Below are 25,350 nucleotides of genomic sequence, written 5' to 3'. Positions count from 1 at the left end.
AAAAAAAAATCGCCCTAACCTTGCTTCAGCAGGTTAGGGCGATTTTGTGTTTAAAGCACTCGTAACGTTACCAGCTAAAGCCGAAGCGGGCTTCGATCTGCAGTACGGTGCCGGAAACATCCTGAGCCGTAATGGTCGGGGTATCAACTCCGGAAGCAAAACGGTAACCACCGTCAACACCAAGGCGGAACCACTGGAAGAGGTTGAGCTCGAAGCCGACCATAGCCTGGCCGACCAGCATACGGTCGCGGCTGTCTTCCCCCGCAGGTACAAACTGTGGGTTAATATCAATCTTACCGGGGCCGATGATGGTGGTGATCCGTGGGTGAATCACTTTATCGCTAAGGGGAGAGTAGGCGAGGATAAAACCGGAATGTTGGAACTGAAAATCAGGGGAAGCATCCGTAGGGTTGTCCACCGTGAAGGATTCACGGCCTTTCCAACCACCGTAGCCGAGGAAGAACTCTTCGCCGAACTCCAGTCCGCCGAAGCCACCGCGAACCAGCGCCCAGTCGTCTCCGGTCATGGAGTAATTGTAAGTCGGGCCACCCCAGGCACCGCTGAGGTCGAGATCGCCCAACAGCGTGCGCTCACGTCCCTGGTGAAGACCAAGGTCGGCGTCGTATGTGGTTTCCTGGGCCTGATGGGCCAGTACCGTTGTTTCAGCATATCCCTCATTCTGGGCGGAAACAAACGATGTAGCAAAAAGGCAAAAGCAAAGAACAGTCAGAAGTCTCATGGAAGTGAGTTTTAATGGTTGTAAGGTTTAAAGTAAGGGGCAAAACGAGAGCCGGTGGACCATCAGGCCAAAGGCATAGTTTCGGGTGATTTGCTGATAAGGGCGGTTACCGATGGCCAAAGGTTGCACATTTGACTGTTAAAATCTTAGGGGTGGGCAATTAAGGAGAGGTTAAGGTGTCTTAGGTTGCAGGTTTCAAGGTGCGGGTTGCGGGTTGCAGGTTGCAAGTTGCAGGTTTCGGGGGGCGTCAACCTGCAACTTGCAACCTGAAAATTGGTTCCCACGGGCGCGGGGCCGCAGGTGCAGGGGAGGGACTTAGGGGCTTTGCTGAATAATTTTCCTAATCTGATCTGGAATATCGGACACATTAACTTAGATAGAAGAGTGAAGATAATTTTTGCCGTGATGATGTCTGTTGCCTGCTTATCCGTTGGATGTGACGAACATCAGAACCTAAGTTTATGCAATGACTACGTTGGCGATGTAAGTGGCAACAGGTATGAGGGCTTTATTGAGCTAACGGAGAATAATCTACCCGCCCAAATTTCAGTAAACGTGAATGTCGTTTTTGCAGACAATAGGCGGAGTGAAGGTCGCATCGTGAATTCCGCCCAGCCGGCCGACGGCCTACGCTGCGCTTCGAGCCGGTGGACGGCTTCACCTGCTCCAAAGCCGTCGGCCCGATTCCTGAGGAACGAAGGTCGTCGGTCCGCCAGCTGAGTGAATGAGGAAGTGTTCGAGGGTGTTCAATAACCTGTACCCTCCAACCTGGAACCTACCCCCTGCACCCTGCAACTCCCCCTGCACCTGCGGACGCGCCGCCAATTTATCCTTTCCCTGCCCGCATCCTGCAACTTGCACCATGCCCCCTGCATCCTGCAACTTGCAACCTGCAACCTGCAACCCGCAACCTCCACCCTGCAACTTGCACCCCGCCCCCCTGCATATTACCTTCGCCGTCAAACAAGCAACTCATGCGCAAAGGCACTATTCTCATCAAAGGAGGAACCATCGTTAACCGCGGACAGCGACAGGTGGCGGACGTATTTATTAAAGACGGCTTCATCGAAGCCGTTGCCAGCTCCATCGACCGGCCCGCAGACCGGGAGATCAATGCCGAGGGTTGCTTCGTCCTGCCGGGTATAATCGATGATCAGGTGCACTTCCGGGAACCCGGTCTGACGCATAAAGCGAACATTAAAACGGAAAGCCGGGCCGCGGTAGCCGGCGGTACCACCTCCTTCATGGAGATGCCCAACACCAAGCCCGCTTCGCTTACCCAGGAATTGCTGCAGGCCAAGTACGACATCGGCGCAGCCGTCAGCCCCGCTAACTACAGCTTCTACATGGGGGCCTCTAACGATAACCTGGAACAGGCCCTGAAGACGGACCCCACCAGGGTTTGCGGGCTCAAAATTTTCATGGGAAGCAGCACCGGTAATATGCTGGTTGACAATGAGAAAACCCTCGACGGTCTTTTCTCACAGAGCCCGCTGCTCATCGCTACACACTGCGAAGATGAAGCCACCATCCGGGCCAATGCCGCTGCGGCAAAAGAACGCTTCGGCGACGAGATTCCCGTCACCCAGCACCCCATCATCCGCTCAGCGGAAGGCTGCCTGAAAAGTAGCTCACTGGCCATCGAGTTGGCTAAGCGACACAACACCCGCCTGCACATTCTGCATATCAGTACGGCCGATGAAGTAGCCCTCTTCCGCAACGATATCCCGCTGGAAGAAAAGCGCATCACCGCTGAAGTCTGTGTCCACCACCTGACCTTCAACGCGGAGGATTACCTGACCCTCGGCAATAAGATCAAATGCAACCCCGCCATCAAGGCCGAAGAGCACCGCAAAGCGCTGCTACCCGCCCTGCTCGACGACCATTTCGACGTCATCGCTACCGATCACGCCCCACACACCGCCGAGGAGAAAGCCCGGACGGATTACTTCAAAGCCCCCGGTGGCCTGCCGCTGGTGCAGCATTCGCTTGACATGATGATGCGACTGGAGCAGGCCGGTGATATTTCATTGGAAAAGATCGTCGAAAAAATGTGCCACGCGCCCGCGATCTGCTTTCAGGTAGACCGCCGTGGTTACCTCGACGAAGGCATGTGGGCTGATGTCGTTATTTACGATCCTAAAGAAAAGTGGACGGTGGCTCAGGACAATATCTTCTACAAGGTAGGCTGGTCTCCCATCGAAGGTTGGAATCTCACGGGTCGGGTTCGGCAGACGATCGTGTCCGGCCACCTCGCCTACGATCGGGGACTCTTCTTTGAAGAAATTAAAGGGGAGCGGCTGGCTTTTGATCGGTAGGTAACCTCATGTTTCCCGCTGGGAGGCTAGTATTGCCTTCCCACCGGGACCGCTCGAAGGTCCTTTCAGGAGGCTACGAGGTCTTCTGGCTCTTTTGTTAGGACCTCGTAGCGTCGCGAAGCAACCTGCGAGCGTCCGTGTTCTGGCTATGAGCCAAAAAAACAAAGAACCCCGCCAGATATACCGGCGGGGCTCGTTCCAACTTACTGATACCAAATAAAGGCTTGACGGCGAAACGCCGAATACTTTAATCGATGGTGCTAAGCTAACTGCTGGTTTTGCAGAAGGTTGATCACTATCGTAGGGTAAAACTAACACAACCGTTGCGGCTACCCAAATTAGCGGGCGAAAAAATGACGAACAAAGCCCCAAAGACAGGATGTAATTTTTTTGATTAAAGAGCTTTAAATTAGCTTTTTAGGTATGTTGAAAAAGCTTAATGTCTTAATCTGCCCCGTTTACGGGCCTCTAAAATCTGCAAAGATTTTTTTCGGCGACCGGTGTAAGCAATTTACGAGCAACCCATTGCTTGATCCTTTTTTCTGGCTTATAACTTTGTTGGTTATTCGGGGCTGAAGACTACTTCCGGCTCATCATCAGCAGTCGGTAAGCAGCGGCAAAGTCAGGGCGCCCGTAGCCTCTTTCATTGTCCGGCTCATCCGCCTGATTAGCCGTTTGCCGGATGGCATCCAGTAATTCCTGATTAGTCGCACCGGGCACTGCCTGCCGCAGGCAGGCAATCAAACCCGCCACCAGCGGAGAGGCCAGGCTCGTACCATTAGCCTTGGTAATGCCACGGCCTGAGGCCGTGATGGCGGTTACGTCAACGCCGAGGGCACTAACGTCGGGCTTGATCCGTCCGTCAGCCGTCGGGCCAAAGCTGCTGAAATAGGCCCGGCTGCCGTCTGAATTAAGTGCTCCGATGGAAAAAGCATGCTTGGCATCGGCCGGCGTAGAGATGTACTTCCATTTGTCATTGCCACTGTTGCCCGCGCTGGTGACGATGATCATTCCCCGTTCAAAGGCGTGGTCAATGGCGATACTGGCCGGACTGGTTTTTCCGTCCAGGTCCTTCTTCGTGTAATTCATTTCCTTGATCCCAAAGGTGGTGTAGCCCAAAGAGCTGTTCACGACGTCTACCCCGATGCTGTCAGCAATTTCCAGTGCGGCCACGTAGTTGATCTCCTCCAGCCGGTGCTCCCCTTTGCCGTTCTCCGTTTTGAAGAGGATGTAGCGGGCATCCGGAGCCGTCCCGATGAAGAAGAAAGGGTGGTAAGCCGCCATCGTACTCAGCACCGTAGCGCCGTGGGTTCCGCTGTCGTAGGCAGTGCTGTCCTGCTCCACTACGTCGTAGCTGGCGGGGACCATGGAGGCATCCGGATAGCCCAGAAAGTCTTTGTAGTTTACGTAAGGGAAGCCTCCGTCGAACACGGCCACCAGCACGCCCTCTCCCCGGAAACCCCACATGTGCAGACTGTCACCTTCCATCTGGTCCAGGTTCTTCCAGCCGTAACCGTACAAGTTTTTCCGGACGGGGACGGGCTCCAGTTCGGGCGCCGGACGGTCCATGTTCGGGATGACGGGCCTGGCGGAGGGACGGTCATATTGTACCGGAGCGACCAACTCCGTCTTTTCGACGAAGGAAAGTTTCCGGATGTCCTCCACCTGTGGTCCGGCAGCGGCCACCACCACACCGTTCATCCATTTGGTGGTCAGCCAGATTTTAGCCCCCGTTTCTGCGATGGCCGTCACGTAGGCAGGGCTGACGGGGAGATCCATTTCGTTCACCTGGCTATCGTGCAGCGCGCGGCGAATCAGCGCCTTTTCACTCAGGTAAGTTGAAGGATCCTCCAGGGTATGGGGAGTATCTTTTTTATCGGAGAAGCCGATGAAGTACATCCCGGTTTCGGTGGTTTCTTTTTGGGCGGAGAGGGTGGAGGAGAGTAGGCAGAGGCCAAGAAGGCTGGCGAATAATAAACGCATAAGTTGTGTAGTAGCTTAATTCGTGTTTGATGGACAGCTGACAGGTATTACGTACTGGACAGCAATTGGTCGTAGAGCAAACGCGGAATGTAGGTATTTGGGTCTGTCGGCTGCAAGTGAATGTGGGCTTTTTCGTAAACGGGGCGCCGGTCGGCCAGTTTTTGGCGGACGAAATCAGCGAGTTCTTCGCTGGTTTGCAGTAAGGGGCGGTGAGCACGGCCTTTTTCCAGTCGTTCGAGCATCCATTCCAGCGGAGGGTCGAGGAAAACGGTGGTGCCATGCTCGTTCATCCAGTCCATATTGCCATGAAAACAAGGCGCTCCGCCACCCGTGGCCATCACGAAGGAGGTCTTTTCAGCCAGCTGCCGCAGGGAGCTGCGTTCCCATTCCCGGAAGGCTTCTTCTCCCTGAGTGGCAAATATTTCGTTGATGGATTGCCCGGCGGCAATCTCGATCCAGTCGTCCAGGTCCACAAAATCACAGCCGATCAGCTTGGCCAGCCGACGGCCCGTCCAGCTCTTTCCGCAACCCATGAAGCCCGTTAGATAAATACGCATACCTAGAGAACGCTATGATAAGGAGAGGGGTTGGTTGGAGGGGCGCGGGACCGCAGGTGCAAGGGTTTCTTTCAGCAAAACTGCAGGGTAGGGTGGGGGAAGCAGTGAGAATCATAAACGCTTTGATTGGGCATTTTGGGTACGGCCCTAATTCGGAACATCTATCTTTAATGTTGCGTTGGAACTTATCAGACAGACCGCTATAAACGCTGCAATAATGATGACCGCCATAGTAATAATTGTTGTCTCCGGAGCACTGATTGCAGGCGCAATCTGGGGCATTTACGGAAGCCTGTCTAAGCAATTGGAGGGCTTTTTGGTCGCTTTAGCCGGCGGAGCGCTTTTAGTTTCGGCTTTACTGGAATTGATCAATCCTGCACTCGAGGAAAATTCGGTACCCATTACCCTGGCTGCCGTTTTTGCCGGAGCCGTCACTTTTACGGTATTGGACTATTTGGTCAAAGAAAAATGGGGCTCTGACAGTGGCGGCGGCTTACTTGCCGCCATTACCCTTGATGGCATCCCGGAAAATCTGGCTTTGGGCGTAGCTCTCATTAGTGCCGGCCCGGCTTCCGTTGCTGCTTTGTCGGGGTCAATCCTGTTGTCTAACCTGCCGGAGGCAGCGGGTGGCGCTAAGGAAATGGCGGAGAACCAGCATTCCAAAAAGAAAATCCTTTTCCTTTGGGTGTTTACGGCAGTAATTCTTTCTGCCTCAGCGCTGTTGGGACATTATCTGCTAACGGATGTTCCCAGCGAGTACCTTAATTACATCAAGTGTTTTGCGGGAGGAGCAGTGGTCGGCTCGCTTGCACTGGAGGTTTTCCCGAAGGCCTTCAAAGATGATAAGTACTGGACCGGGCTGGCTACCGCCATTGGCTTAGTGCTGGCGCTATACCTTAATACGCTGGGGGAGTAAGTCGAAACTTCTACATCCGAAATATCACCCTTCTCCCACACTTCCTCCTTCCTTCAACTTCGTAGCATTCTCCGCTACCTGCAAGCCTTCGATAACGGGCTCCAGCCCGCCGGCGACAATCTTGTCCAGGCTGTGCAGGGTGAGGTTGATGCGATGATCGGTTACCCGGTTCTGGGGGTAGTTGTAGGTGCGGATTTTCTCGGAGCGGTCACCGCTGCCGACGAGGGATTTTCTCGCCGCAGAGAGTTCACTCTGGGCGGCGGAGTCCTGGGCGTCCTTGATGCGCTGGTAGAGCTGCGCCATGGCAATCTCCTTATTCTTGTGCTGGCTACGGCCATCCTGGCTTTCGCTGACGATGCCCGTAGGCAGGTGGGTAATCCGGATGGCGGATTCCGTCTTGTTGACGTGCTGCCCACCCGCGCCGGAGGCGCGGAAGGTGTCGATCTTCAGATCGGCCTTGTTGATGTTGATGTCCTCTTCCTCCATCTTGGGTAAGACGGCTACCGTGGCGGCAGAGGTATGCACCCGGCCCTGGCTCTCCGTCTTAGGAACGCGTTGTACGCGGTGAGCACCGGATTCAAACTTCAGGTGAGAGTACACATCATCGCCATGGACCTCGAAGACGAGCTTCGAGTAACCGCCGGCGGTGCCTTCGTTTTCATCGATGACTTCCAGTTTCCAGCCCTTCCCTTCGCAGTAGCGCTTGTACATATCGTAGAGATCGCCGGCGAAGATGGCGGCTTCGTCGCCGCCCGCTCCGGAGCGGATCTCCATGATGATGTCCCGCTCATCTTCCGGATCTTTCGGGATGAGCATTACTTTGATCTCCTCGTCCATCACTTCTTTACGGTCGCGGAGTTCTTCGAATTCCATCTGGGCCATTTCCCGCATCTCCGGGTCGGGGTCTTTGCGCATGGACTCGGCGCTCTCCAGGTTGTCGAGCAGGTCCTTGTACTCCAGGTAGGTGTCCGCGATGGGCCGTAGCTTACCGTACTCTTTGTTGACTTTGGTAAACTTACTGGCATCGGTGATTACCTCCGGGTCAGAGAGTTGTTCCTCGAGGTTCTTGAAGCGATGAAAGATGGCGGCGAGCTGGTCGAGCAAAGGTTGGTAGTTTTAAACTGTTGGTATCGGGGCGCAAAGATAAACCGTGTGAGGGAATGTTGCGGCGTACGCGCCGCTCCGCGCGCGAACGGGCCAAAGAGCGCTCTGCGCGCGCAATAAAATTGGCAGCGCGGCTGGAAGTCACTTTGGCCGGTCGCTGCTGGAAGCAGCGTACGCCGGTGCGATTCGCAACTTTATGGCTCATTCCCGACATCCAACAGCATGAACTTCATCCTCATTTTCGGCCCTCCCGCCGTTGGCAAGATGACCGTCGGTAAAGCTCTGGCCGCCAAAACGGGCTATAAGCTGATGCATAACCACGTCTCGCTGGAACTGGCTAACCGCTTCTTCGACTTCGGAACCGATCCGTTCCGGAAGATTGATCGATTGGTCCGGTTTGGCGTCTTCGAGGTGGTAGCCGACAGCGATTTGCCCGGCTTCATCTTTACCTTTTGCTGGGCAATGGGCTTGCCGGAGGACAGAAAGTACGTAGATCAAATAGTGAAAATCTTCACCGATGCCGGGGCTAAAGTCCATTATGTTGAGTTAACGGCCAGTCAGGCAACCAGACTGAAGCGGAACCGGCATCCGGATCGTCTGGCGGAGAAACCTTCGAAAAGAAACATCGCTCATTCCGAAAAGTGCCTTTTGTCCGATGATGAAAACTATCGGGAGAATACGTTGCCGGGAGAAATGCCGGAGCGTAAAATATTTAAGATCAACAATGAATCGCTGACTGCTGATGAAGTCGCTGATTTAGTAATGGGGCACTATGGCTTCCCGGCAGACGTTTAGCTAGCAGAGCCTTCCCCCCCCCGCATGACTAAGCGTAAAAAGATTGCCCTGGCAGTATTCGCCATTCTCCTTATTGTATTATCCCTTCCGGAACTCCTTCACCAAAACGAAGGCAAGAGTGCTTCCAAAGGCTCCGTCTCCGGTGGGACCCTGGAAAATGGCTGGCTGCTGCCATGGTCAGGTGAGAACTTCCGGTACTTCAGTTCGCTGAGTTATTTCGTACTGGATCGGGGCTACGCCCACCACAAAGTCCATCAAACGGTAGTGGAGGCGTATGCTGCCTGCGAGACGAGTTGCCCCGGCATTCAGTTTAGGATTATGGAAAGCGCCCGTTGCTGTGGTGGGCGGCTTTGGCCGCACCGCACGCATCAGATCGGAATGTCGGTGGATTTTATGGTGCCTAAGATCAAGAACGGGCAACAATACCGTTGGCTGGACCGGCTAGGCGTGTGGCATTACCTGCTCTCCTTCGACGAAAAAGGACGGTGGAGTGAAAACGTAGCCATCGATTTTGAAACCATGGGTAAGCATATTCTCGCGCTCGATGATGCGGCCCGAAAGAATGGTCTGCGCATAAAAAAAGTCATCCTCAAGATCGATCTCAAGGATGACTTTTACGCTACGAAAAGCGGACAAGCGGTACGTGCCAGAGGCATTTATTTAGCTAAAGCACTACCTAAGTTGGTGGACGATCTACACGATGATCATTACCACGTTGATTTCAATATTCCAGCCGACTAAAGTCGGTGCTGTGTTACGAAGCTCTTCGAGCTGTTTTTTCTACGAAATTCCAATGGTCTACCACCAAAAACGCCCGGCGTTTTCATAGCCCCTCTCCGTCGCGCCGGAGGCAAGGCTTTTCGGAGAGGGGGTGGGGAGAGGTTTATCCTTAAACCGCCACAATCTCCGGCACCACCACTCCTTCCGGGGCAGCCTCAAACTCACTCACCCACTTGATGGCTTTGCGGATACGCTCGCGCTCCCGATTGGTGTCTTCTTCGGTGTATTGGTAGGCTTCGGCGAAGACGGCCAGCACTTCCTCGAGCACGGGCTCGATGCTTGGCATGTCGAAATACAGGCGGCCGCTGCGCCGCTCGACCCAGTCAATGGGGTAGAGGGCTAACTCGTGCTCGATGCACCAGGCAGCTTCTGCGGCGGCCAGCCGGCCAACGTCGGTACCTTCCTTACGGTGAGTAGCCGCTTCAATGATTTCGGGGGATTGCTTGCCGTAGTTGCTCACCAGATAGGCGGCACGGTCAGGGGACAGGCTCGCTGCTTCCAGCAGCGCGGCAATCTCTTTTTCGTAGGCCAATACGGCCGCAAAGTCTTTGAACGGGCCACCGGTGAGGTCAATGTCTTTGGTGGTGGTGTGCTTCAGCTTCTTGCCGTCTTCTTTCATTTGTTTGCCGACACGGTCAACAACCCGTTCCGCCATTTTCCGGTAGCCGGTTAATTTGCCGCCGGCAATGGAGAGCAGACCGGACTCGGACTCAAAAATTTCGTCTTTGCGGGACATTTCTGCGCCGGACTTACCCTCTTCATAAATCAGGGGGCGAACGCCGGCCCAGCTGGACTCCACGTCTTCCAGCTTCAGGTTGACCGTCGGGAAGATCAGGTTCGTACCGTGCAGGATGTACTCCACATCTTCGAGGTAAGTCGGGATAGCGTCGGGGTCTCCCTTGTAGGCGGTGTCCGTTGTGCCAATGTAGGTGCAGCGGAGTCTGGGAATGGCGAAGAACATTCGCCCGTCCGGCACGTCAAAGTAAACCGCATGCTTCAGGGGGAGTCGTTCCCGGGACACCACGATGTGCACTCCTTTGGAGAGAAATACGTGGCGGTCGGTCATGCTTTTGTCGACGGTCCGGAGCTCATCGACCCAGGGCCCGGTGGAGCTGATGACGTGGCTCGTTTGTACGGTGATGTGCTCGCCGCTGAAACGGTCGTGGCAGATGACGGCGGTGATTTGCCCGTCATCATCGTAGACAAATTCGGTCGCCTCTACGTAGTTGAGGGCGGTCGCGCCGTGCTTTTCGGCGGTTTTGATGTTTTCGATGGTTAGTCGGGCATCATCGGTCCGGTATTCGGCGTAGAAGCCTCCTCCTTTGAGAATGTCTGTGCGTACCAGCGGTTCGTATTCAGCGGTCTCTTCTTTGGTCAGCATGACCCGCTTATCATCGCCTTCCACATCGGCCAGAAAATCATAGACCCAGAGTGCCATGCTGGTGGTCATCTTGCCCAGTGAACCTCCCTCAACCAAAGGGAGTAGCATCTTTTCGGGGCGGACGAGGTGGGGCGCAATTTCATGAACAACGGCGCGCTCTTGCCCTACTTCGCGGACGAGGCCAATTTCCAGATTCTTGAGGTAACGCAATCCGCCGTGAATCAGCTTGGTGGATTTAGAGCTGGTGCCGGAAGCAAAATCATGCCGTTCAACGAGCAGAACATCGAGACCGCGACTGGCGGCGTCCAGGGCTACGCCGGCACCGGTGATGCCACCACCGATGACCAGGAGGTCAAAAGAATGTGTCCGTAGTTTTTCTAGTTTCTGGCTTCTTTTGGAAGTAGCTTTCATGCCGCTTTGTCTTTACGTTGAATATAGAGACAAAAGCACAATGGACGGTTAATTGTTCTGTGTCATCCCGTGTTTAGTGGGAATAAGGCTTTCAGTAGCTTGCAGGCGCGGCCGCAGGTGCAGGGTGAGGTTACCGGTGTACGCTGCTTCCAGCAGCGACCGGCCAAAGCGGCTTCCAGCCGCGCTACGAATGTAGAGCTTGTTATACACACGAGCTTGTTTGCGAAGCAGTACGTACGCCACCTATTCCGTAAGTTAGCCCTTCATAAGCCTTCCCCCCGACATGCCCCCTTCAGAAATTATATGCGTAGGTGAACTCCTCATTGACCTGATCAGTACGGAGTATACTGATGACTTCCGCTCGGCGGACCGTTACCAGCGGTTGCCCGGAGGCAGCCCGGCCAACCTGGCCATGAACCTGGCCCGGCTGGGCCAGCCGGTGAGCCTGGTCGCCACCGTCGGGCAAGACGACGCCGGCAGCCTCCTGATTGACGCCGTAGAAGAATCCGGTGCAGATACCTCTGCCGTTGCCCGTCATGAAGACCCGACCACGCTCATCCTCGTAACCAAGTCCCGGGCCGTGAGCAATTTCGAACCCTACCGGCTGGCCGACCGACAGATCACGCTGGAACAACTCAGAGCGCTGGATTTGTCTGCCGCCAGAGTTTTGCACACCACTGCTTTCGCCCTCAGCCAGGACCCCGCCCGTACCAGTATCCTGATCACCATGCGGGAGGCTGCGGCCAAAGGCATTCGCCTGAGCACCGACTTCAATTATGCCGACAAAATCTGGCTGGACAACGTAGCCCTCGGTCGCAAAACACTGGAGGAACTGGCGGGACTCGGTGCGATGGTAAAAGTCAGCGAAGTAGACTTCGAGCGCCTCTTCGGTGAAATGGTGATTGATTATCACTCCGCCGCAAAGAAAATTAAAGATATGGGCGCACATCTCGTTTGCCTGACTTTGGGAGAAGACGGCGTGTTCGTGATGCACGATGAGGGAACCTTTCACCTGCCCGCCAGAAAAGTGGACGTCAAAGACACCACCGGTGCCGGAGATGCCTTCTGGTCGGGATTCCTGGCCAGCTACAACGAAGGCTTAGGCTGGGAGTGTTGCACAAGAGCCGGACGCGCGATGGCCGAGTTAAAACTAAGTCGGGTAGGCCCGGTGCTCGAAGATGTGAGCGTTCAGCGTTTATTGGAAGAGTAGGGTAGACAGCCTATTCGGTCATTCACAGTCCAGATATACCGCAGCGGCCCGATATATGGCCTCTGTCCTCACCTTGCACCCGCGCTCCGTCGCCCAGATTCTATCCGTTTCCAAACGATCCCGGATGCTCTGCTGTGTAAGCACCGTATACAGCAGGACGTATTTGCCCGGGAAGGTTTGCTGTTCAATCTCCGTTGCGGGAACTTCTTCTTCCAGGCGGTCCTTAAATGCCGGATGTATGCGCCGGTAGTAGTCCCAGGCAGGCTGCACACTGCGGTGGATAACGGGGACATATCCTTCGCTTATCTGTGTAACTAAGTCCCGGGAATCCGAAAAAGTCATCGGTTGCAGGAAGTGGCGTGCTACATTAGTGGACCCCAATACGAAGACCCAGCTAAGTGGCAGACCATACATTATTACGGGGCGGCCGCTGTAATCTTCCCACAGTTCCTTGCTCCCGATGGCTGCCAGGAGCCACCAGCCCGGAAGGGTGAAGAGGAGCAGGCGGGGGATGAGACTATAAAGGGTGAAGTAGGAGGCAATGGTTACGATGAGAAGCGGAAGAAATAGCAGTAGCTTCTGGTCGCTATACTTTTTGAACAGGCCCAGGCCGGCCAGGAGAACACCCACAACGATGGCTATGCCCGTAAAGCCAAAGGCCAGTTTGGGTAGTGAATAGAGCAGACCAAGTGCTTTGAGCAAATTTGCCTCACCACTAAGGGGCGGGAAGAAATAACGACCATGATAATGATGCAGGTATTGGTTGCCGATTGATGCCTGGATTACCAATGTATACAAGACAGCGAAGGAGAAGAGCCAAATTACGGCGAGTCCTATCCACTTAAGCACGGACCTTCTGTTATGCTGGGGTAGCTCAGCCCGGGGCGCGGACGGTTTGATCAGCACCCTGAGGAAAGAGCTGATCCCCACCGCTGCCAAAACGAAGGTGGCGGGCAAAGAAATCCAGGGAGCCAACAAACCAATGAGTAGCCACTTCCCGTCCGGCTGCGGATTCTTCAGCGCGAAGGCGATGAGCAGGGAGGCCAGCCCGAGATCAATGGCGTAGGGCTTTATCTCTCCTACGTAGCGAAGGACGTAGGGATTGACGAACAGTAGGGCCAGGGGCAGAAGCGCCCACCACCCGAGCTTCAGCGTTCGTCCGGCGAGCCAGAGCCCCAGAGCGGCCAGACCACCACCCAGCATGGCCGGGAGGCGGAGCGACAGTTCTCCGTATCCGAGAAGTTCTCCGCAGGCTTTTGCCATCACCAGATAAAGCGGTGCAGCATACTGCTGGTGGTCTAACGGGTGGAACAGCCCGCTAAAGGAGCGATCATATAAATTACGGGCTACGTTGGCCTCATCAATGAAGAGTGGGCGGCCCGCCCACCAATTAATTACCCACAGGCTGAAACCAGCAACTATGAGCAGGTAAAAAGCATACTTTGGGTATTCTTTCGGCATGGCTCAAATGTAGGATGATTTTTTTTTGTCTTCCATTAAATTGATAATCAATAAATTGCCTCATTTCGCTGCAACTTTTATTCTCTTTTAAGCCATTTTACTTGCAAGGGTCTTTTGAAACGCCCTATATTTGCATCGCTTTAGCAATAGAGCACTTGGCTGAGCAGCCAGCAGACGCGGATTTAGCTCAGTTGGTAGAGCGCAACCTTGCCAAGGTTGAGGTCGCAGGTTCGAATCTTGTAATCCGCTCCACTACGCGTCAAAGGGCCGTTATCCTCCGGGATGATGGCCCTTGTGCGTTTGGGGAAGGGGAGCTTTTCTTTGTCGTAATTGTTCGAACTCAGAGCGTAAGCGATCACGACGAAGGAGTCATCTTGTAATCCGCTCCACTACGCGTCAAAGGGCCGTTATCCTCCGGGATGATGGCCCTTGTGCGTTTTGGGAAGGGAAGCTTTTCTTTGTCGTAATTGTTCGAACTCAGAGCGTAAGCGATCACGACGAAGGAGTCATCGCATGCCCCAAAGCCGGACCCTCAAAGGAGTTGGCTACTCCGCCTCCGGCTACGGGCCAACACCTTCGAGGTCCTTGACAATTACCCAATGTTTTAAGACCTCGAAGGTGCTCAGCACGAAGCGTAGCGGAGGACTGAGTTCCTTTGAGGGTCTGGATTTGGCCTGGGCCCTCTCCGATATCGAGTTAATAGAAGCATTTATACTTCGAACACTAAGGGCAGGATATCAATTCTCCCCCTTCCGTACCTTTGCCCCACAATTGAAAATTATGCGCTTCTACGCTTTACTTCTACCCATTCTTTTACTCCTGGCCTGTGGCGATACGGGAGGAACGGTTTCTGCTTCCTCGGGAGCGTCCACTGCACCAGCGTCCGCGCCGGGTTCTGCTAATCTGGAATCTCCTAATATACGAGTGGAAGTGGCTGGCGCTCCGCTTCCCGGAGCACTACTGATCGGTCAGTTGATGGAACAACAATACCGGGTAGATACGGCGAGAATTGACGGTAACGCCATCGTGTTTCAGCGAAGCGAACCCTATCCTCAGGGGCATTACTATGCTTACTTTTCGGACGGCTCCGGAGTGCAGATGCTGATTACGGAGGACCAGACTTTCACCATGACGGCCAGTATGCCGGATGCCGTTGGAACTATGGTCGTGAAAGGTAGCCAGGACAATGAGCTTTTGTACGAGGCCCTTCGGTACGAAAACAGTCAGCAGGATCAGTTCCGGAATCTTGGGGCGCAGCTACGCTCCGCAAGCAAGGGTAGCCCTGATTACGACAGACTACAGGCTGAACGTCGGGCTTTAGTCGATCAGCGGATGGCTCATCTGGAGGGGCTTTATAAACAGGCACCAAATTCTCTGTTTACCTCCTTTAAGCGTGGCGGGCAAAATCCACAACTAAGAGATATTCGCCGACCCGATGGTCAGGTTGATGAAGAAGGGCAGGTGGTCGCCTTCCGGCGGGACTTTTGGAACGGCGTCAACTTCAATGACGACCGCCTGCTGCGGACGCCGGTTATTTTCAATAAGCTTAAGCGGTACATCAAAGAACTGACGCCACAGAACGCCGATTCCATTAAGGCGGCCAGCGACTTCCTGATAGCCAAAGCCATTGATAAACCGGACTTCTTCAAATTCTTCGCTAACTGGATTACCCTGCAGTATGAACCGGGAAAGTCTACGGTAATGGACGCCGAGGCCATTCACGTTCACATGATTCAGAACTACTTCACCCGTGAGCGGGCGTTCTGGTCAGATAGTATGACTGTCTTCGGACTGCAACAACGCGCAGACCAGATGGCTTACAGTCTGAAGGGGCAAGCCGGACCTGACATCACCGTTCCGGGGCTGGACGGTAAAGGCAAGCGTCTGTACGACCTTAAAAAGCCTTACATCGCAGTCTTTATGTACAACCCGGAGTGTGATCACTGTATTGAGCAGACTCCCAAACTAACGCAGGCTTATCAGAGCCTGAAGAATGATCTGGATGTATACGCCATCGCCCTTGACACGGATGCCGCTAAATGGAAAGGCTTCGTGCAGGCTTATCGTTTGCAGCCATTCACTAACGTGTTTGACCCCACCAATCGGAGTATCTTTAAGACCTATTATGTAGACAATACGCCGGAGCTTTATCTGCTTGGCCCGGACCGCAAGATTGTGGCCAAGAACCTGAAGGTGGAGCAGTTAGCACAGGCTATTCAGATGCACAAGAGCCGGTAATCGGGGCACTGGAATCGAAATATTGGAGGAGAGCCTAAAACCGGAAACCGACACTAGCCTGAATAACCCGGCTGTTGTCAGTGTCTTCGGTGTTAAACTCCCGGCCACCAACTAAGTCTTCGTTAGTTATCCGGAGGTCATTTTCACCCAGAGTAGCGTCCGTTAGGCCGTGTTGGTAACGAGCACCAATGAAGAGTCCGTTATTGAGGTAGAAACTAAGACCGATAACGGCGGCAAAATCAAGCCGTCTGTACAGTTTCTCGTCGCTGTTAGAATTGTAATAGGCCGAAATAACGTCGGGAGGGAATACATCCGTACGTGGTAGCGGAGTGGAGGATCGGGAGATAATACCACCTCCGCCGGCTCTGTCCTGAAAATAATTGCCATCTACGTTAAAGACAATGTCGTTGTCGATTCCGAAAGTATTCGTGTTGTAGGTCGCTCCGCCGGAGACCCGGCTATTGACCATGAAGGCAGCGCTCAGGCCGCCTTCAATTTCCAGCGGGCCAAGCCGGTAGTAGGCCGTCAGGGGAATATCGATGAAGCTATTGACGACGTCGTATTCACTGCTGCGGTCACCAAAGATAACCGATCCCTCCAGGTCATCCTGATTGGCATAAAGGTAAAAGTAAGAAGGGCCTTCATACCGGATCTCTCCTCCTTTTTGGCTGTACATGAGGTCTGCTTTAATGCCTACCAGATCCGTGAATGCCAACGCGAAAGTGGCCCCAACGTGGAAACCGGTGGTGCGGTTAAAGGTCTCATATGTAGCATCTGTAACAGAACTCATTTCCTGATCGCCAGAAAAACTAATAAAGTTAAGACCGGCACGAAAACCTCCACTAAACTCCTGAGCGGAGATAGAAAGGGAGAAAGCCAGGGGAAGAATCAGCAATAAAAAGTGACGCATTAGAAGGTATATTTTGGTGTAAAGATGGGATAAGTACGGGAAATGGTTGGCCTTTGTTTAATTCTCGGGCAAACGGGCATTAAACCCTCTTGGTGGAACAGGCGTTTACCAGCCAAACGCCCCTTCAGGCACAAAAAAAATATTATGAGCGAAGTCGCCACCAAAAAGCGCCCCGTACTACTCTATACCGAGCAAACGCCTAATCCGGAGAGCCTCAAGTTCGTCACCAACCGTATGCTTTTCAACGGTACGGCAGAGTTTAAGGAAGAATCCTTCGCCCGGGAATGGTCGGAGCTGGCATCGGCCCTCTACGATTTTCCTTACGTACAAAAGGTATACATCGCCAATAACTATGTGACCCTGACGAAGGAGTTCAACTACTCCTGGGACGATATCATGCTTAAGCTCAAGGAATTCATCAAAGAATACCTGCAGGAAGATAAAGCCATCATCAAAGAAGGTTTTGCCGAAGAGGTCGCCCGCCTGGAAGCTGAGCGTGGTGATAGCTATGATTACAGCGAAGACGATGCGGAAACCGTCAAGCAAATCAAAGATCTCATCGATACCTACGTGAAACCAGCCGTAGAAATGGATGGTGGTAACATCGAATTCAAAAGCTACCATGAAGGTGTGGTGACCGTGATCATGCAGGGCTCCTGCAGCGGCTGTCCGAGCTCAACGGTTACCCTGAAGTCCGGAATTGAGTCAATGCTGAAGCGGATGATGCCACAGGTTAAAGAAGTGGTTCAGGAGATGGGATAGGTTCCATGTATTAACACATTAAGATAACAATAACCTATCTTCGGGTAACATTAATACGGGGAGTGGACGTTTACTCTCCGTAAAAGAAATAAGATGTTCAAGAACTTACTGTTGCCGTTGCTACTGCTTTGTATGACGGCGGGCCTTAACGCCCAAAAAGCTTTTCCTACTCCTGATCTCGTGACGGTCAGCCAGCAACCAGCCTCTCTGGCGGATTATGTTGGTGACGGTAAGCCAACCGTCATTGCCGTTTGGGCAACCTGGTGTATGCCCTGTCACATGGAGCTGGATCACATGAAGTCTTACCTCAATAAGTGGCAAAGCGAATACGGTGCCCGCTTCGTAGCTGTCAGTGTTGACCAACGGCACATGATCAACCGCATTAACCCGCTCGTAAAGCGCAAGGGATGGAAATACGACATTCTGGTGGATACGGACGGTAAACTGCAGGGCAAGCTCGGATTCCGAAGCATCCCACAGATGTATATTCTGGACGGAAAAGGGAATATCGTTAAGTCCTTTACGGGTTACGAGAAAGGCCGGGAAGAGGAAGTCGATAGAGTGATCAAACGACTGGCCGCTAAGTAAAGCCAATGCTACCCCCAAAAAAACGCCACCCACTGAATGACAGTAGGTGGCGTTTTTTTTGCTAAGGGAGCTTGTTTTCCCTAAACATCCACTTCGAAAGTGATTTTCACGTTGACGCGGAACTTATCCACCTTGCCATCCTTCACGGTGACGGATTGCTCATTGATGTAAGCAGAACGTACGTGACGAACGGACTTGGAGGTGCTCTCTACGGCGTTGCGGATGGCATCTTCGTAGCTGTCGCTACTTTCTGCGAGTACTTCGATTACTTTGAGGACTTTAGCCATAATAAAAAGGGAGTATTGCGACCGGGGTAAATGCCCGATCAGGTTTACTGATGAAAGAGACCAAGTAAAATGAAGCCGGGCCCGGAGGAACGTTTGACCTCGATTCGCAGATTACACGATTGACTGTTATTGCTGACATATTCCAGTAAGGGCAGTGCGTCGGGGGCTTTGTCCAGAGCAACAATTTCATTTTTCTGGTTGGCTAAATATAGGTCAATGTTCTGACATGCAGGCCCTCCGGCAGCGGCAAAGTAGTAGCGGGCAGCATCCAGGCGCAGTTGCTGGAAGGTGTGTCCTTCCTTTTGATCCAACGAAAAACCGAAGAGACACCACTGGTTAATAGTTGACTGCCAGCGAACCTTGGGGTAAGCCGATATGATCTCTTCGCTGCTGGCGAAGAAACTGGCCGTCAGGTTCCGGTACTCCTCCTCGATGATCTGTCGTCCGCTGCTTTCCAAAAGGCTCAGTGAGACAAAATTCGTCCCTTGGTCCGAAGCAGGGATATGTAGCTGAAGCTGGTAGTTTCCGGTTTCGGGAACGCGAAATTCGATCACCGGAGTACCGTCGGTTTCGCTATCGCTGGCGATGATTTTTCCGTCCTGATCCCGTAAATAGAGGTCTACGTCCGTCGATTCCTGCTCGGCGGTGGAGATAAAAGTATAGCTCTTCCGGGCGCTAAGGCTCAGCGAGAGGCTTACACTTTTGCCGGTTTGTACCCGTGCGGCGGCCATGCAGAGCCCGGGGCGCCAGCTCTGGGCGGAGATGGCCACCATGAGATTACCTTTTTCGAAGGCCCGGTTGAGGCTGGCTTCCGGAGAGAGCGGCTGGCCACTCAGTGGAAAGGAGATCAGCAGGGCGATGCCGCAGGTGCAGAGAAAGGACCAAAAAGAGCAAGGTGATAGTGGCTTAGTCATGGTCCCAATTATTGATGAGTTGGGCGGTGCGCGCAGCCGCACCAGCGTTAGCCCCGGCCAGTGCCCGCTGGGCTTTGCTGGCCCGGGCTCGATTTTCCTCATCGAGCAATTCTTCCAGCACGACGGCCAGCTCTCCTCCGGAGGTAACGGAAAAGGCTCCGCCGCCCGCTATCGCTGCGGCGGCTTCGGGGAATTTTTGGTGCTTGGGGCCAAATACCGTCGGCAGGCCATAGGCCAGCGGCTCCAGGGTGTTGTGGAGGCCGGTGCGGAAGGCACCGCCCACGTAGGCCAGCTCTCCGTAGCGGTAGGCCCTGCTGAGGATGCCAATGGTGTCTAACAAAAGAACGCGGGCGTCGGTGAGCTCTTCGGCCTGCGACTGCGTATATCGCTTAGCACTCCATTGCACCTGCGTTTGCGCCAGCTCCTGCTTATGCAGCTCGTGGGGCGCCAGAATGATGCGTACTGTGTCCGGCAGCTTATCCCAAGCTAACCACAGTGCCTTAAGATCGTCCGGCCAGACGGAGCCCGCAATAATCGTTGTTACCGCCGGAGCCGTAAAGGCCGCCAGCAGGGGATCTTCGAAGGGGGCTTCCGCCAGCGCCAGCGTCCGGTCCATGCGCGGGTCTCCGCCCACCCGAACGATTTCTGCGGGGACTCCGCCGCGATTCATGAGCAAACTGGCGTCTGACTCCGTCTGGGTAATGATGCCCGTAAACAATTGAAGTACCCCCCGCCACCAGTCACCGGATTTGCTGAAGAACCGTTGATCGGCCCGGAAGCTGGCCGCTACCAAAAAAGTGGGCACCTTGTAGCTGAACAGGGCTTCCAGATGGTAATACCAGAACTCGTATTTGACGAACACGGCCAGGTCGGGCCGCAGCTCCCGCTGCCACTGGTCTGCGTTTCGGGGACTATCCGGAGGCAGGTAGGTCACAAAATCGACTATTTCGCTGTTCTTGCAGCGTTGATATCCACTGGGGCTGTAGAAGGTCAGCACCGTCTTCCAGCCGGGGTTAGCGGCCTGTAGTGCTTCCACTACGGGGCGACCCTGTTCCCACTCTCCAAGGCTTGCACAGTGGACCCAAAGGAGTTTCTCCCCGGCTTTCCGCCGCTCGGGGCGGAGATGGTCGGGTAGGGGAGCCGCGTTTTTGCGGCCCTGTACCCATTCCTTTGCTTTGGGGTTGCCTACTGCTCCCGCCAGCCGTATGGCCGTGTGGTATAGGGCAGTTCCTAGGCGGTAGAGAATGGGCATGTGAGGTAGAAGGACTTTATCTATAAAAAATCTCGCGCCCCTCCCCGAAGTAAAACGGAATGATTAAACCTGCCTTCAGGCCGAGGACAATATCGGTTCGCCCTTCCGAAGAGGGAGGAGTTCCCAGCGGAATATCGAAGGTCCGCAGACCTTTGGTAAAGCCTGCCGTCATTTCTGCGCCCAGGTAAAAGTTGAGCCTTCGGTCAAAGGCCAGTTGCTGATAACCAATGAATTGATGGATGGCCAGCCCGCCCGTCAGCCGGTCATAACCGGCACTCAATTCATCATTAAGCTGGGGGACATTTTGTACGGCATCCTCCTGCAGGCGGATCCGGTGGAAAAAATAGCCAACACTCGTTTTGAGGTGGAGGCCAGCTCGCTGGTTTTTACCGATCTTGAGCGTGTAGCCAAGGGCCGGTCCGAGAAAGATCTGCCGCTGCCGAAGTTGAATATCAGCGGGTTCCCGCTGATTCCCGATGACGAAGCCATTGCTGGTCCGTAAACCTGCCAGGACATCTTCTTTCACCTGATCTCCAAAGCCAAACTGTACGCGAAAGCCGAGCTCCAGATTTGAGTTAGCGGGCAGCCAGGTAAGGCCGCCATCCAGCGAAAAGCCATTACCGAAGCGATCCTGCAGGTCTCCGCTGCTGAATATTGGCCCGTAGCCAAGGTGCATCAGTACCGCACGATCCAGGTTTTTGGCACCGGCTAACCCTTGTGCCGCTCCTGAGAAGGAGAGCAGGAGGAGAATGAAAATAGAGGGGAAAAGAAGTTTCCTTTGCATTGGGCAAAGATAGCGGAGGCAGGGTGGATTTTTTGTCGGGAGGCTGCACATTCTATGTGCCGAAGGTTTTCTTGCACGCTCCGCGTGCAAAGCCCCGGTTAACCCAATAACCGCTCTTTTTGCTTCTGATATTCCAGTTGAGTGAGCACGCCGGCATCGTGCAGTTCCCGCAAACGGGTGATTTGCTCCAGCAGGTCGGGCTGAGGCGGCGGTGTGTCAGCAGAAAAAGCCTCGCGTGGCGGAGCGTCACTGACAGTGGGCGGAGGAGTAGCGAAGTCTTCGAGGGTTTCTTCTTTGGGAATTACGGTCGGTGCTTCTGCTGCTTTCGGGCCACCTTCGAGGAGGTTGAGCCGGCGGTAATTGTTCTCCCGGAAATTCTTGAAGGCCGTATGCTTACGCATGGCCGCCAGGGCCGGGTGCTTTTCGATCCGTTCCGGTTTTGGCAGGCCAAAGGTGACGGACAGCTCTAAATGCCGCATGGATTCCGGGTATTGTCCGAGCTGGGCGTAGGAGCAGGCCAGATTGAAGTGGGTGCCGGGGTCAGCAATGTCTGCGTCAGCGGCTTCGAGGAAGGCTTCGATGGCCAGGTCATAGTCCGCACTACGGTAGTAGCGAATACCTTCAGCTTTCAAGGCCTTCGTGTTCTTACTGGGCGCGGGCAGGCCCATAGCGCCAAAGCCCCGTTCCCCGGCCAATGATTCCGGGTCGTACTTCTTTCTCCACTTCTCCTCGGGCATCGCCCACCAGGTGATGCCGGTAATAACCGCAGAGAGGACCGTAATGGCGATGAGTATGCCGAAAAGGTCTCTAGGTTGTCCGTTTCCTGCTCCTTCAAGAAAAACGAATAGCCAAAAGGCCCCCATCTGTAACACCCCTTTCCACCATTTCCCGATATAGAAATAGTGGACTCCAAATATACCCAGGAAGAAGGCGAAAAATCCGGCGAGTGTCTTATTCAGCATACGAAGGCGAAGATAAAAAGAATGGGCGTTATGGGGAAGGCCAGTGAGATCGTTAAGGTTTACCCAAAACGGAAGGGGAATTGTTACGGCTAAGTTATTCCCTTACCCTTACCAAACATCCTGGGAGGCAAATGGGTTTGTTCAACATAGCAAGCGTGCTAACAGACTTGCTAAGAATTGTGAATGAATGTGTGTGATAGTCGGGCCGTTGGCAAATGCCAGCGGCCCGTTTTTGTTGGTCGAGACGCTTATGCGTTGAGCGCGAACGGGGGCACAAGCTCTCGGACCGTTTAACTGCGGTAGTTGGTTGGATTAAAATGAATACCTGACCAGCGAGGCACTCCATCGCCCGCTGCGCGGCTCTTGCGTACCTCGCTAAGAGGCTGGCCCGTCCCTATCGGGACTAGAAACTATTCATTGCGCTAAATTCAGCGTCCTATTTGGAGCTTGGAGGCAGGTGTTCGATTTTATCACCTATCACATATTGCCGTACGGAAATGAAACTCGAGAGCACGAAGTACTGCGCAGCAAATCCCTAACTTCGCCCCCATGCTCATTACGCACACCGAGGCCACCGACATACTAGCCCAACAAGACCCCGATTGGGGAACCGAGACCGTTGCTTTAGGCCAGGCCGCAGGCCGGGTGTTGAGGCAGACCCTACGGGCCGACCGCGACCAACCGCCCTTCAACCGTGTGGCGATGGATGGCATCTGCATTGATTACGCTGCCTACGCCGCCGGGCAGCGTTTCTTTCCCGTAGCCTGGATGCAGGCAGCGGGGCAAAGCCCCCGCGCTTTAACGGATGCCACCAAGTGCATTGAAATCATGACCGGCGCTGCCCTGCCCGAGGGAGCCACCACCGTTATCCGCTACGAAGATTTACGGGCGGAGGGTGGCGGTTTTCACCTGCCGGAAGGAGTGGAAGATGGCAAAAGCATCCATTACCGCGGTAAAGATATTGAGGAAGGGGCGGAGCTGGCTACTCCCGGTTGTCGCATTGGCATAGCGGAGATCGGAATGCTGGCTACCTGCGGCTACGCCGAAGTGGAAGTAAGTGCGCTGCCGCGAACGGCTATTATTGCTACCGGTAATGAGCTGGTGGACGTTGCGGCCAGGCCGCTGCCGCACCAGATTCGGATGTCCAACCTGTTTCAACTGCGGGAGGTGCTCCGGGGATTGGGCATTGAGCCTGCCTTGCACCATTTGCCGGACGAGCCGGAAAGGCTGCGGGAGTCGCTGTCCGCTATCGTCCGCAACAACGAATTAGTTATGCTCAGCGGAGGGGTGTCTAAGGGTAAGCTGGACTATGTGCCCGGTATATTGCAGGAGTTGGGCGTAGAGAAACTCTTTCATGGGGTCGCGCAGCGACCCGGCAAACCGCTCTGGGCGGGTCGACTGGGAGACACGATGGTTTTCGGACTGCCGGGAAACCCCATCTCCAGCGTGAACTGTACGCTCGGAATGGTAATGCCTTTTCTGCGGCAGCGATTACACATGACGGAACCAAACACCGTTTTTGCCGCACTAACGGAGGCCCTTACTTTCAAGCCTTCATTAACGCTGTTTCAGCTGGTTTCCCTGAAGGCTGATCCGGAAAGTGGACAATTGCTCGCCACCCCAACGCCGCACGCCGGCTCAGGGGATGCCGCCAGTTTGCTGCGCTCCGATGGTTTTTTGGAACTGCCGGCGGAGCGGGCGGAATTCGCGGCGGGAGAAGTGTTCCGGGTGTTGAGACTTTGATTTCCGGGAGTGCATCCCCTTGCTTTTAAGGCTTTCATGGCACCTGCGTGCTGCGCCCATCCATCCATTAAGGCCTTCAGGCTGTTACCCTTCCAGAAAATAATGCTTCATCATGTCCACGGAGAAAACACATCAGAAACACCCCAAGCTTCTTCGCCCGCAATTGGGGAATTATGCGCGTGCGGAGTTCGCATTAGTGGGCACTACCTGTGCGCGTATTGACGGGCTGCTGGAAGAATGGTTGCCGCAGTTGAGTGAATCTTTTCGGGTGCTTACCGTTAGCGGGAAGCACGGAGATTTGCCCGGCCACGATGCCCGTCGGGTGGGGGAGAAACTGATGAACGACAGCCCTTCCACCTGGAATGAATACGACGATCAGCTGCTGGGCAAGGAGTATGACCTTGTGCTGGTGAATGGCAATCACTACCCGGCGGCACGGCAGATCGTCTTCGTGGACCCGAAAAAGGCAGGAACTTTAGCGCGTAGAAAAGAGCAGTTGACGGATGTAGCTGCTGTCATTTTTTGCCCCGGTGCGGAGGAAATGCCCGACTGGCTGCAGGAACATTTAGCCGCGGGACCGCGGGTGCAAGGGAAATTCGAAGACAGCCATAATCTGTTGCTTCCCCTCCTCCGGTCGGAAGCCACTGCCCACCGCCCACCACTCAAAGCCCTCATCCTCACCGGCGGCAAAAGCTCCCGGATGGGAACCGATAAAAGCCAGCTCGTGTACCGCCAGGAAACCAGCGAAGTAGATCGGATGATCGCTATGTGCCGCACCGCCGGACTGGAGCCCTACCTCTCCGTAGCCGCCGTCACCGATTCCGCAGACGCTGCTGTACCCCAGATCACCGACCGTTTCGCGGGAATGGGCCCCATGGGCGCCATCTGTACGGCCCTACTAATGGAGCCTGACACCGCCTGGCTCGTCCTCGCCTGTGATCTTCCCCTCCTGGAAACTGACACTTTAAATGCTTTAATCTCTGCCCGCGATTCCCGCAAATTTGCCACCGCCATCAAGGGCGCCAGCAAGCCTTTCCCCGAGCCCCTCGTCGCCATCTACGAGCCAAGAGCCTATTCCCGCCTGCTGCAATTCCTGAGCCTCGGCCGGGCCTGCCCCCGCAAGATGCTCATCAACAGCGACGTCGCGCTGCTGGAAATCGAAGACGAAACGCCGATTTCAAATGCGAATACGCCGGAGGAGCGGGCGAGGGTGTTGACAACCTTGGGAGCGCGAAAATGATTTTCGGGACAGACG

General features: G+C 54.4%; 23 protein-coding genes and 1 tRNA gene. 11 read left to right on the top strand and 13 right to left on the bottom strand.

Going from position 1 to position 25,350, the window contains the following annotated elements; all coding sequences use genetic code 11:
* Positions 1-67 precede the first annotated feature (67 nt).
* Positions 68-739, bottom strand: a complete 672-nt coding sequence (locus BM123_RS12835) for a hypothetical protein (protein ID WP_090169117.1) — start codon at positions 737-739, stop codon at positions 68-70.
* Between the two features lie 974 nt (positions 740-1,713).
* On the opposite strand from BM123_RS12835, the gene BM123_RS12825 reads away from it, so the two are divergent.
* Complete coding sequence (locus BM123_RS12825; protein WP_090169113.1) at positions 1,714-3,057, top strand: dihydroorotase; 1,344 nt, start codon at positions 1,714-1,716, stop codon at positions 3,055-3,057.
* A 579-nt stretch (positions 3,058-3,636) separates the two neighbouring features.
* Here the strand turns inward: BM123_RS12825 and BM123_RS12820 are convergent.
* Both BM123_RS12820 and BM123_RS12815 read right to left on the bottom strand, forming a co-directional pair.
* The gene (locus BM123_RS12820; protein WP_090169111.1) at positions 3,637-5,040 is read right to left on the bottom strand and encodes a S8 family serine peptidase; all 1,404 of its coding nucleotides are present in this window, start codon (positions 5,038-5,040) and stop codon (positions 3,637-3,639) included.
* 47 nt (positions 5,041-5,087) lie between these two features.
* On the bottom strand, positions 5,088-5,597 hold the full coding sequence (locus BM123_RS12815; protein ID WP_090169109.1) for a shikimate kinase: 510 nt from the start codon (positions 5,595-5,597) through the stop codon (positions 5,088-5,090).
* Positions 5,598-5,814: 217 nt separating this feature from the next.
* On the opposite strand from BM123_RS12815, the gene BM123_RS12810 reads away from it, so the two are divergent.
* Positions 5,815-6,513 carry a ZIP family metal transporter gene (locus BM123_RS12810; protein WP_090169107.1) on the top strand — a complete coding sequence of 233 codons (699 nt, stop codon included), beginning with the start codon at positions 5,815-5,817 and terminating at the stop codon, positions 6,511-6,513.
* A gap of 24 nt (positions 6,514-6,537) precedes the next feature.
* Here BM123_RS12810 and prfA read toward each other — a convergent pair whose 3' ends face one another.
* Positions 6,538-7,617 (bottom strand): peptide chain release factor 1, encoded by a 1,080-nt coding sequence (gene prfA, locus BM123_RS12805; RefSeq protein ID WP_090169104.1) that lies wholly within the window; start codon positions 7,615-7,617, stop codon positions 6,538-6,540.
* Positions 7,618-7,839: 222 nt separating this feature from the next.
* On the opposite strand from prfA, the gene BM123_RS12800 reads away from it, so the two are divergent.
* Both BM123_RS12800 and BM123_RS12795 read left to right on the top strand, forming a co-directional pair.
* A complete protein-coding gene (locus tag BM123_RS12800; protein ID WP_090169102.1) occupies positions 7,840-8,412 on the top strand; it encodes an AAA family ATPase in 573 nt (190 codons plus the stop codon).
* A gap of 24 nt (positions 8,413-8,436) precedes the next feature.
* Positions 8,437-9,153, top strand: coding sequence for a hypothetical protein (locus tag BM123_RS12795; RefSeq protein ID WP_090169101.1), 717 nt, complete (start codon positions 8,437-8,439; stop codon positions 9,151-9,153).
* A gap of 148 nt (positions 9,154-9,301) precedes the next feature.
* On the opposite strand, the gene BM123_RS12790 is transcribed toward BM123_RS12795, so the two are convergent.
* Positions 9,302-10,984: a glycerol-3-phosphate dehydrogenase/oxidase gene (locus tag BM123_RS12790; protein ID WP_090169099.1), complete on the bottom strand. Its 1,683-nt coding sequence runs from the start codon at positions 10,982-10,984 to the stop codon at positions 9,302-9,304.
* 48 nt (positions 10,985-11,032) lie between these two features.
* Complete coding sequence (locus tag BM123_RS24230; protein ID WP_175489367.1) at positions 11,033-11,194, bottom strand: hypothetical protein; 162 nt, start codon at positions 11,192-11,194, stop codon at positions 11,033-11,035.
* A gap of 73 nt (positions 11,195-11,267) precedes the next feature.
* On the opposite strand from BM123_RS24230, the gene BM123_RS12785 reads away from it, so the two are divergent.
* The gene (locus tag BM123_RS12785) at positions 11,268-12,194 is read left to right on the top strand and encodes a carbohydrate kinase family protein (protein ID WP_090169098.1); all 927 of its coding nucleotides are present in this window, start codon (positions 11,268-11,270) and stop codon (positions 12,192-12,194) included.
* 18 nt (positions 12,195-12,212) lie between these two features.
* Here the strand turns inward: BM123_RS12785 and BM123_RS12780 are convergent, their stop codons facing one another.
* Positions 12,213-13,655, bottom strand: a complete 1,443-nt coding sequence (locus BM123_RS12780; RefSeq protein ID WP_090169096.1) for a hypothetical protein — start codon at positions 13,653-13,655, stop codon at positions 12,213-12,215.
* 176 nt (positions 13,656-13,831) lie between these two features.
* Here BM123_RS12780 and BM123_RS12775 point away from each other — a divergent pair.
* Together BM123_RS12775 and BM123_RS12770 are read left to right on the top strand one after the other, a co-directional pair.
* Positions 13,832-13,907, top strand: a tRNA-Gly gene (locus BM123_RS12775).
* 528 nt (positions 13,908-14,435) lie between these two features.
* A complete protein-coding gene (locus tag BM123_RS12770) occupies positions 14,436-15,893 on the top strand; it encodes a TlpA family protein disulfide reductase (RefSeq protein ID WP_090169093.1) in 1,458 nt (485 codons plus the stop codon).
* A 34-nt stretch (positions 15,894-15,927) separates the two neighbouring features.
* On the opposite strand, the gene BM123_RS12765 is transcribed toward BM123_RS12770, so the two are convergent.
* Positions 15,928-16,803, bottom strand: a complete 876-nt coding sequence (locus tag BM123_RS12765; protein WP_090169091.1) for an outer membrane beta-barrel protein — start codon at positions 16,801-16,803, stop codon at positions 15,928-15,930.
* Between the two features lie 144 nt (positions 16,804-16,947).
* Between BM123_RS12765 and BM123_RS12760 the strand changes: the two genes are divergently transcribed.
* Both BM123_RS12760 and BM123_RS12755 read left to right on the top strand, forming a co-directional pair.
* Positions 16,948-17,565, top strand: a complete 618-nt coding sequence (locus tag BM123_RS12760; protein ID WP_090169089.1) for a NifU family protein — start codon at positions 16,948-16,950, stop codon at positions 17,563-17,565.
* Between the two features lie 93 nt (positions 17,566-17,658).
* Entirely contained in the window at positions 17,659-18,153 is a 495-nt protein-coding gene (locus BM123_RS12755) for a TlpA family protein disulfide reductase (RefSeq protein ID WP_090169087.1), read from the top strand.
* Between the two features lie 80 nt (positions 18,154-18,233).
* Here the strand turns inward: BM123_RS12755 and BM123_RS12750 are convergent, their stop codons facing one another.
* The 5 genes from BM123_RS12750 to BM123_RS12730 form a co-directional block, all read right to left on the bottom strand.
* A complete protein-coding gene (locus BM123_RS12750) occupies positions 18,234-18,440 on the bottom strand; it encodes a dodecin family protein (RefSeq protein WP_090169084.1) in 207 nt (68 codons plus the stop codon).
* A gap of 44 nt (positions 18,441-18,484) precedes the next feature.
* The gene (locus BM123_RS12745) at positions 18,485-19,354 is read right to left on the bottom strand and encodes a PPC domain-containing protein (RefSeq protein ID WP_090169082.1); all 870 of its coding nucleotides are present in this window, start codon (positions 19,352-19,354) and stop codon (positions 18,485-18,487) included.
* The gene (locus BM123_RS12740; RefSeq protein WP_090169080.1) at positions 19,347-20,606 is read right to left on the bottom strand and encodes a 3-deoxy-D-manno-octulosonic acid transferase; all 1,260 of its coding nucleotides are present in this window, start codon (positions 20,604-20,606) and stop codon (positions 19,347-19,349) included. The genes BM123_RS12745 and BM123_RS12740 overlap by 8 nt, the downstream gene beginning before the upstream one ends.
* Positions 20,607-20,622: 16 nt before the next feature.
* Complete coding sequence (locus BM123_RS12735; protein ID WP_090169078.1) at positions 20,623-21,390, bottom strand: hypothetical protein; 768 nt, start codon at positions 21,388-21,390, stop codon at positions 20,623-20,625.
* 98 nt (positions 21,391-21,488) lie between these two features.
* Positions 21,489-22,352: an NINE protein gene (locus BM123_RS12730; RefSeq protein ID WP_090169076.1), complete on the bottom strand. Its 864-nt coding sequence runs from the start codon at positions 22,350-22,352 to the stop codon at positions 21,489-21,491.
* A 549-nt stretch (positions 22,353-22,901) separates the two neighbouring features.
* Between BM123_RS12730 and BM123_RS12725 the strand changes: the two genes are divergently transcribed.
* Positions 22,902-24,095, top strand: a complete 1,194-nt coding sequence (locus BM123_RS12725) for a molybdopterin molybdotransferase MoeA (RefSeq protein ID WP_090169074.1) — start codon at positions 22,902-22,904, stop codon at positions 24,093-24,095.
* 112 nt (positions 24,096-24,207) lie between these two features.
* Complete coding sequence (locus BM123_RS12720; RefSeq protein WP_090169072.1) at positions 24,208-25,335, top strand: NTP transferase domain-containing protein; 1,128 nt, start codon at positions 24,208-24,210, stop codon at positions 25,333-25,335.
* Positions 25,336-25,350: the final 15 nt, after the last annotated feature.

Origin of the sequence: Neolewinella agarilytica (assembly GCF_900110645.1) — a bacterium.
GTDB classification, from domain to species: Bacteria; Bacteroidota; Bacteroidia; order Chitinophagales; family Saprospiraceae; genus Neolewinella; species Neolewinella agarilytica.
This window is presented reverse-complemented; position numbering and strand designations above follow the sequence as displayed.

Bases quoted from the DNA above. Each gene is read 5' to 3' on its own strand.
- BM123_RS12835 (WP_090169117.1), bottom strand. From the start codon at position 739: ATGAGACTTCTGACTGTTCTTTGCTTTTGCCTTTTTGCTACATCGTTT.
- BM123_RS12825 (WP_090169113.1), top strand. From the start codon at position 1,714: ATGCGCAAAGGCACTATTCTCATCAAAGGAGGAACCATCGTTAACCGC.
- BM123_RS12820 (WP_090169111.1), bottom strand. From the start codon at position 5,040: ATGCGTTTATTATTCGCCAGCCTTCTTGGCCTCTGCCTACTCTCCTCC.
- BM123_RS12815 (WP_090169109.1), bottom strand. From the start codon at position 5,597: ATGCGTATTTATCTAACGGGCTTCATGGGTTGCGGAAAGAGCTGGACG.
- BM123_RS12810 (WP_090169107.1), top strand. From the start codon at position 5,815: ATGATGACCGCCATAGTAATAATTGTTGTCTCCGGAGCACTGATTGCA.
- BM123_RS12800 (WP_090169102.1), top strand. From the start codon at position 7,840: ATGAACTTCATCCTCATTTTCGGCCCTCCCGCCGTTGGCAAGATGACC.
- BM123_RS12795 (WP_090169101.1), top strand. From the start codon at position 8,437: ATGACTAAGCGTAAAAAGATTGCCCTGGCAGTATTCGCCATTCTCCTT.
- BM123_RS12790 (WP_090169099.1), bottom strand. From the start codon at position 10,984: ATGAAAGCTACTTCCAAAAGAAGCCAGAAACTAGAAAAACTACGGACA.
- BM123_RS12785 (WP_090169098.1), top strand. From the start codon at position 11,268: ATGCCCCCTTCAGAAATTATATGCGTAGGTGAACTCCTCATTGACCTG.
- BM123_RS12780 (WP_090169096.1), bottom strand. From the start codon at position 13,655: ATGCCGAAAGAATACCCAAAGTATGCTTTTTACCTGCTCATAGTTGCT.
- BM123_RS12770 (WP_090169093.1), top strand. From the start codon at position 14,436: ATGCGCTTCTACGCTTTACTTCTACCCATTCTTTTACTCCTGGCCTGT.
- BM123_RS12765 (WP_090169091.1), bottom strand. From the start codon at position 16,803: ATGCGTCACTTTTTATTGCTGATTCTTCCCCTGGCTTTCTCCCTTTCT.
- BM123_RS12760 (WP_090169089.1), top strand. From the start codon at position 16,948: ATGAGCGAAGTCGCCACCAAAAAGCGCCCCGTACTACTCTATACCGAG.
- BM123_RS12755 (WP_090169087.1), top strand. From the start codon at position 17,659: ATGTTCAAGAACTTACTGTTGCCGTTGCTACTGCTTTGTATGACGGCG.
- BM123_RS12750 (WP_090169084.1), bottom strand. From the start codon at position 18,440: ATGGCTAAAGTCCTCAAAGTAATCGAAGTACTCGCAGAAAGTAGCGAC.
- BM123_RS12745 (WP_090169082.1), bottom strand. From the start codon at position 19,354: ATGACTAAGCCACTATCACCTTGCTCTTTTTGGTCCTTTCTCTGCACC.
- BM123_RS12740 (WP_090169080.1), bottom strand. From the start codon at position 20,606: ATGCCCATTCTCTACCGCCTAGGAACTGCCCTATACCACACGGCCATA.
- BM123_RS12735 (WP_090169078.1), bottom strand. From the start codon at position 21,390: ATGCAAAGGAAACTTCTTTTCCCCTCTATTTTCATTCTCCTCCTGCTC.
- BM123_RS12730 (WP_090169076.1), bottom strand. From the start codon at position 22,352: ATGCTGAATAAGACACTCGCCGGATTTTTCGCCTTCTTCCTGGGTATA.
- BM123_RS12725 (WP_090169074.1), top strand. From the start codon at position 22,902: ATGCTCATTACGCACACCGAGGCCACCGACATACTAGCCCAACAAGAC.
- BM123_RS12720 (WP_090169072.1), top strand. From the start codon at position 24,208: ATGTCCACGGAGAAAACACATCAGAAACACCCCAAGCTTCTTCGCCCG.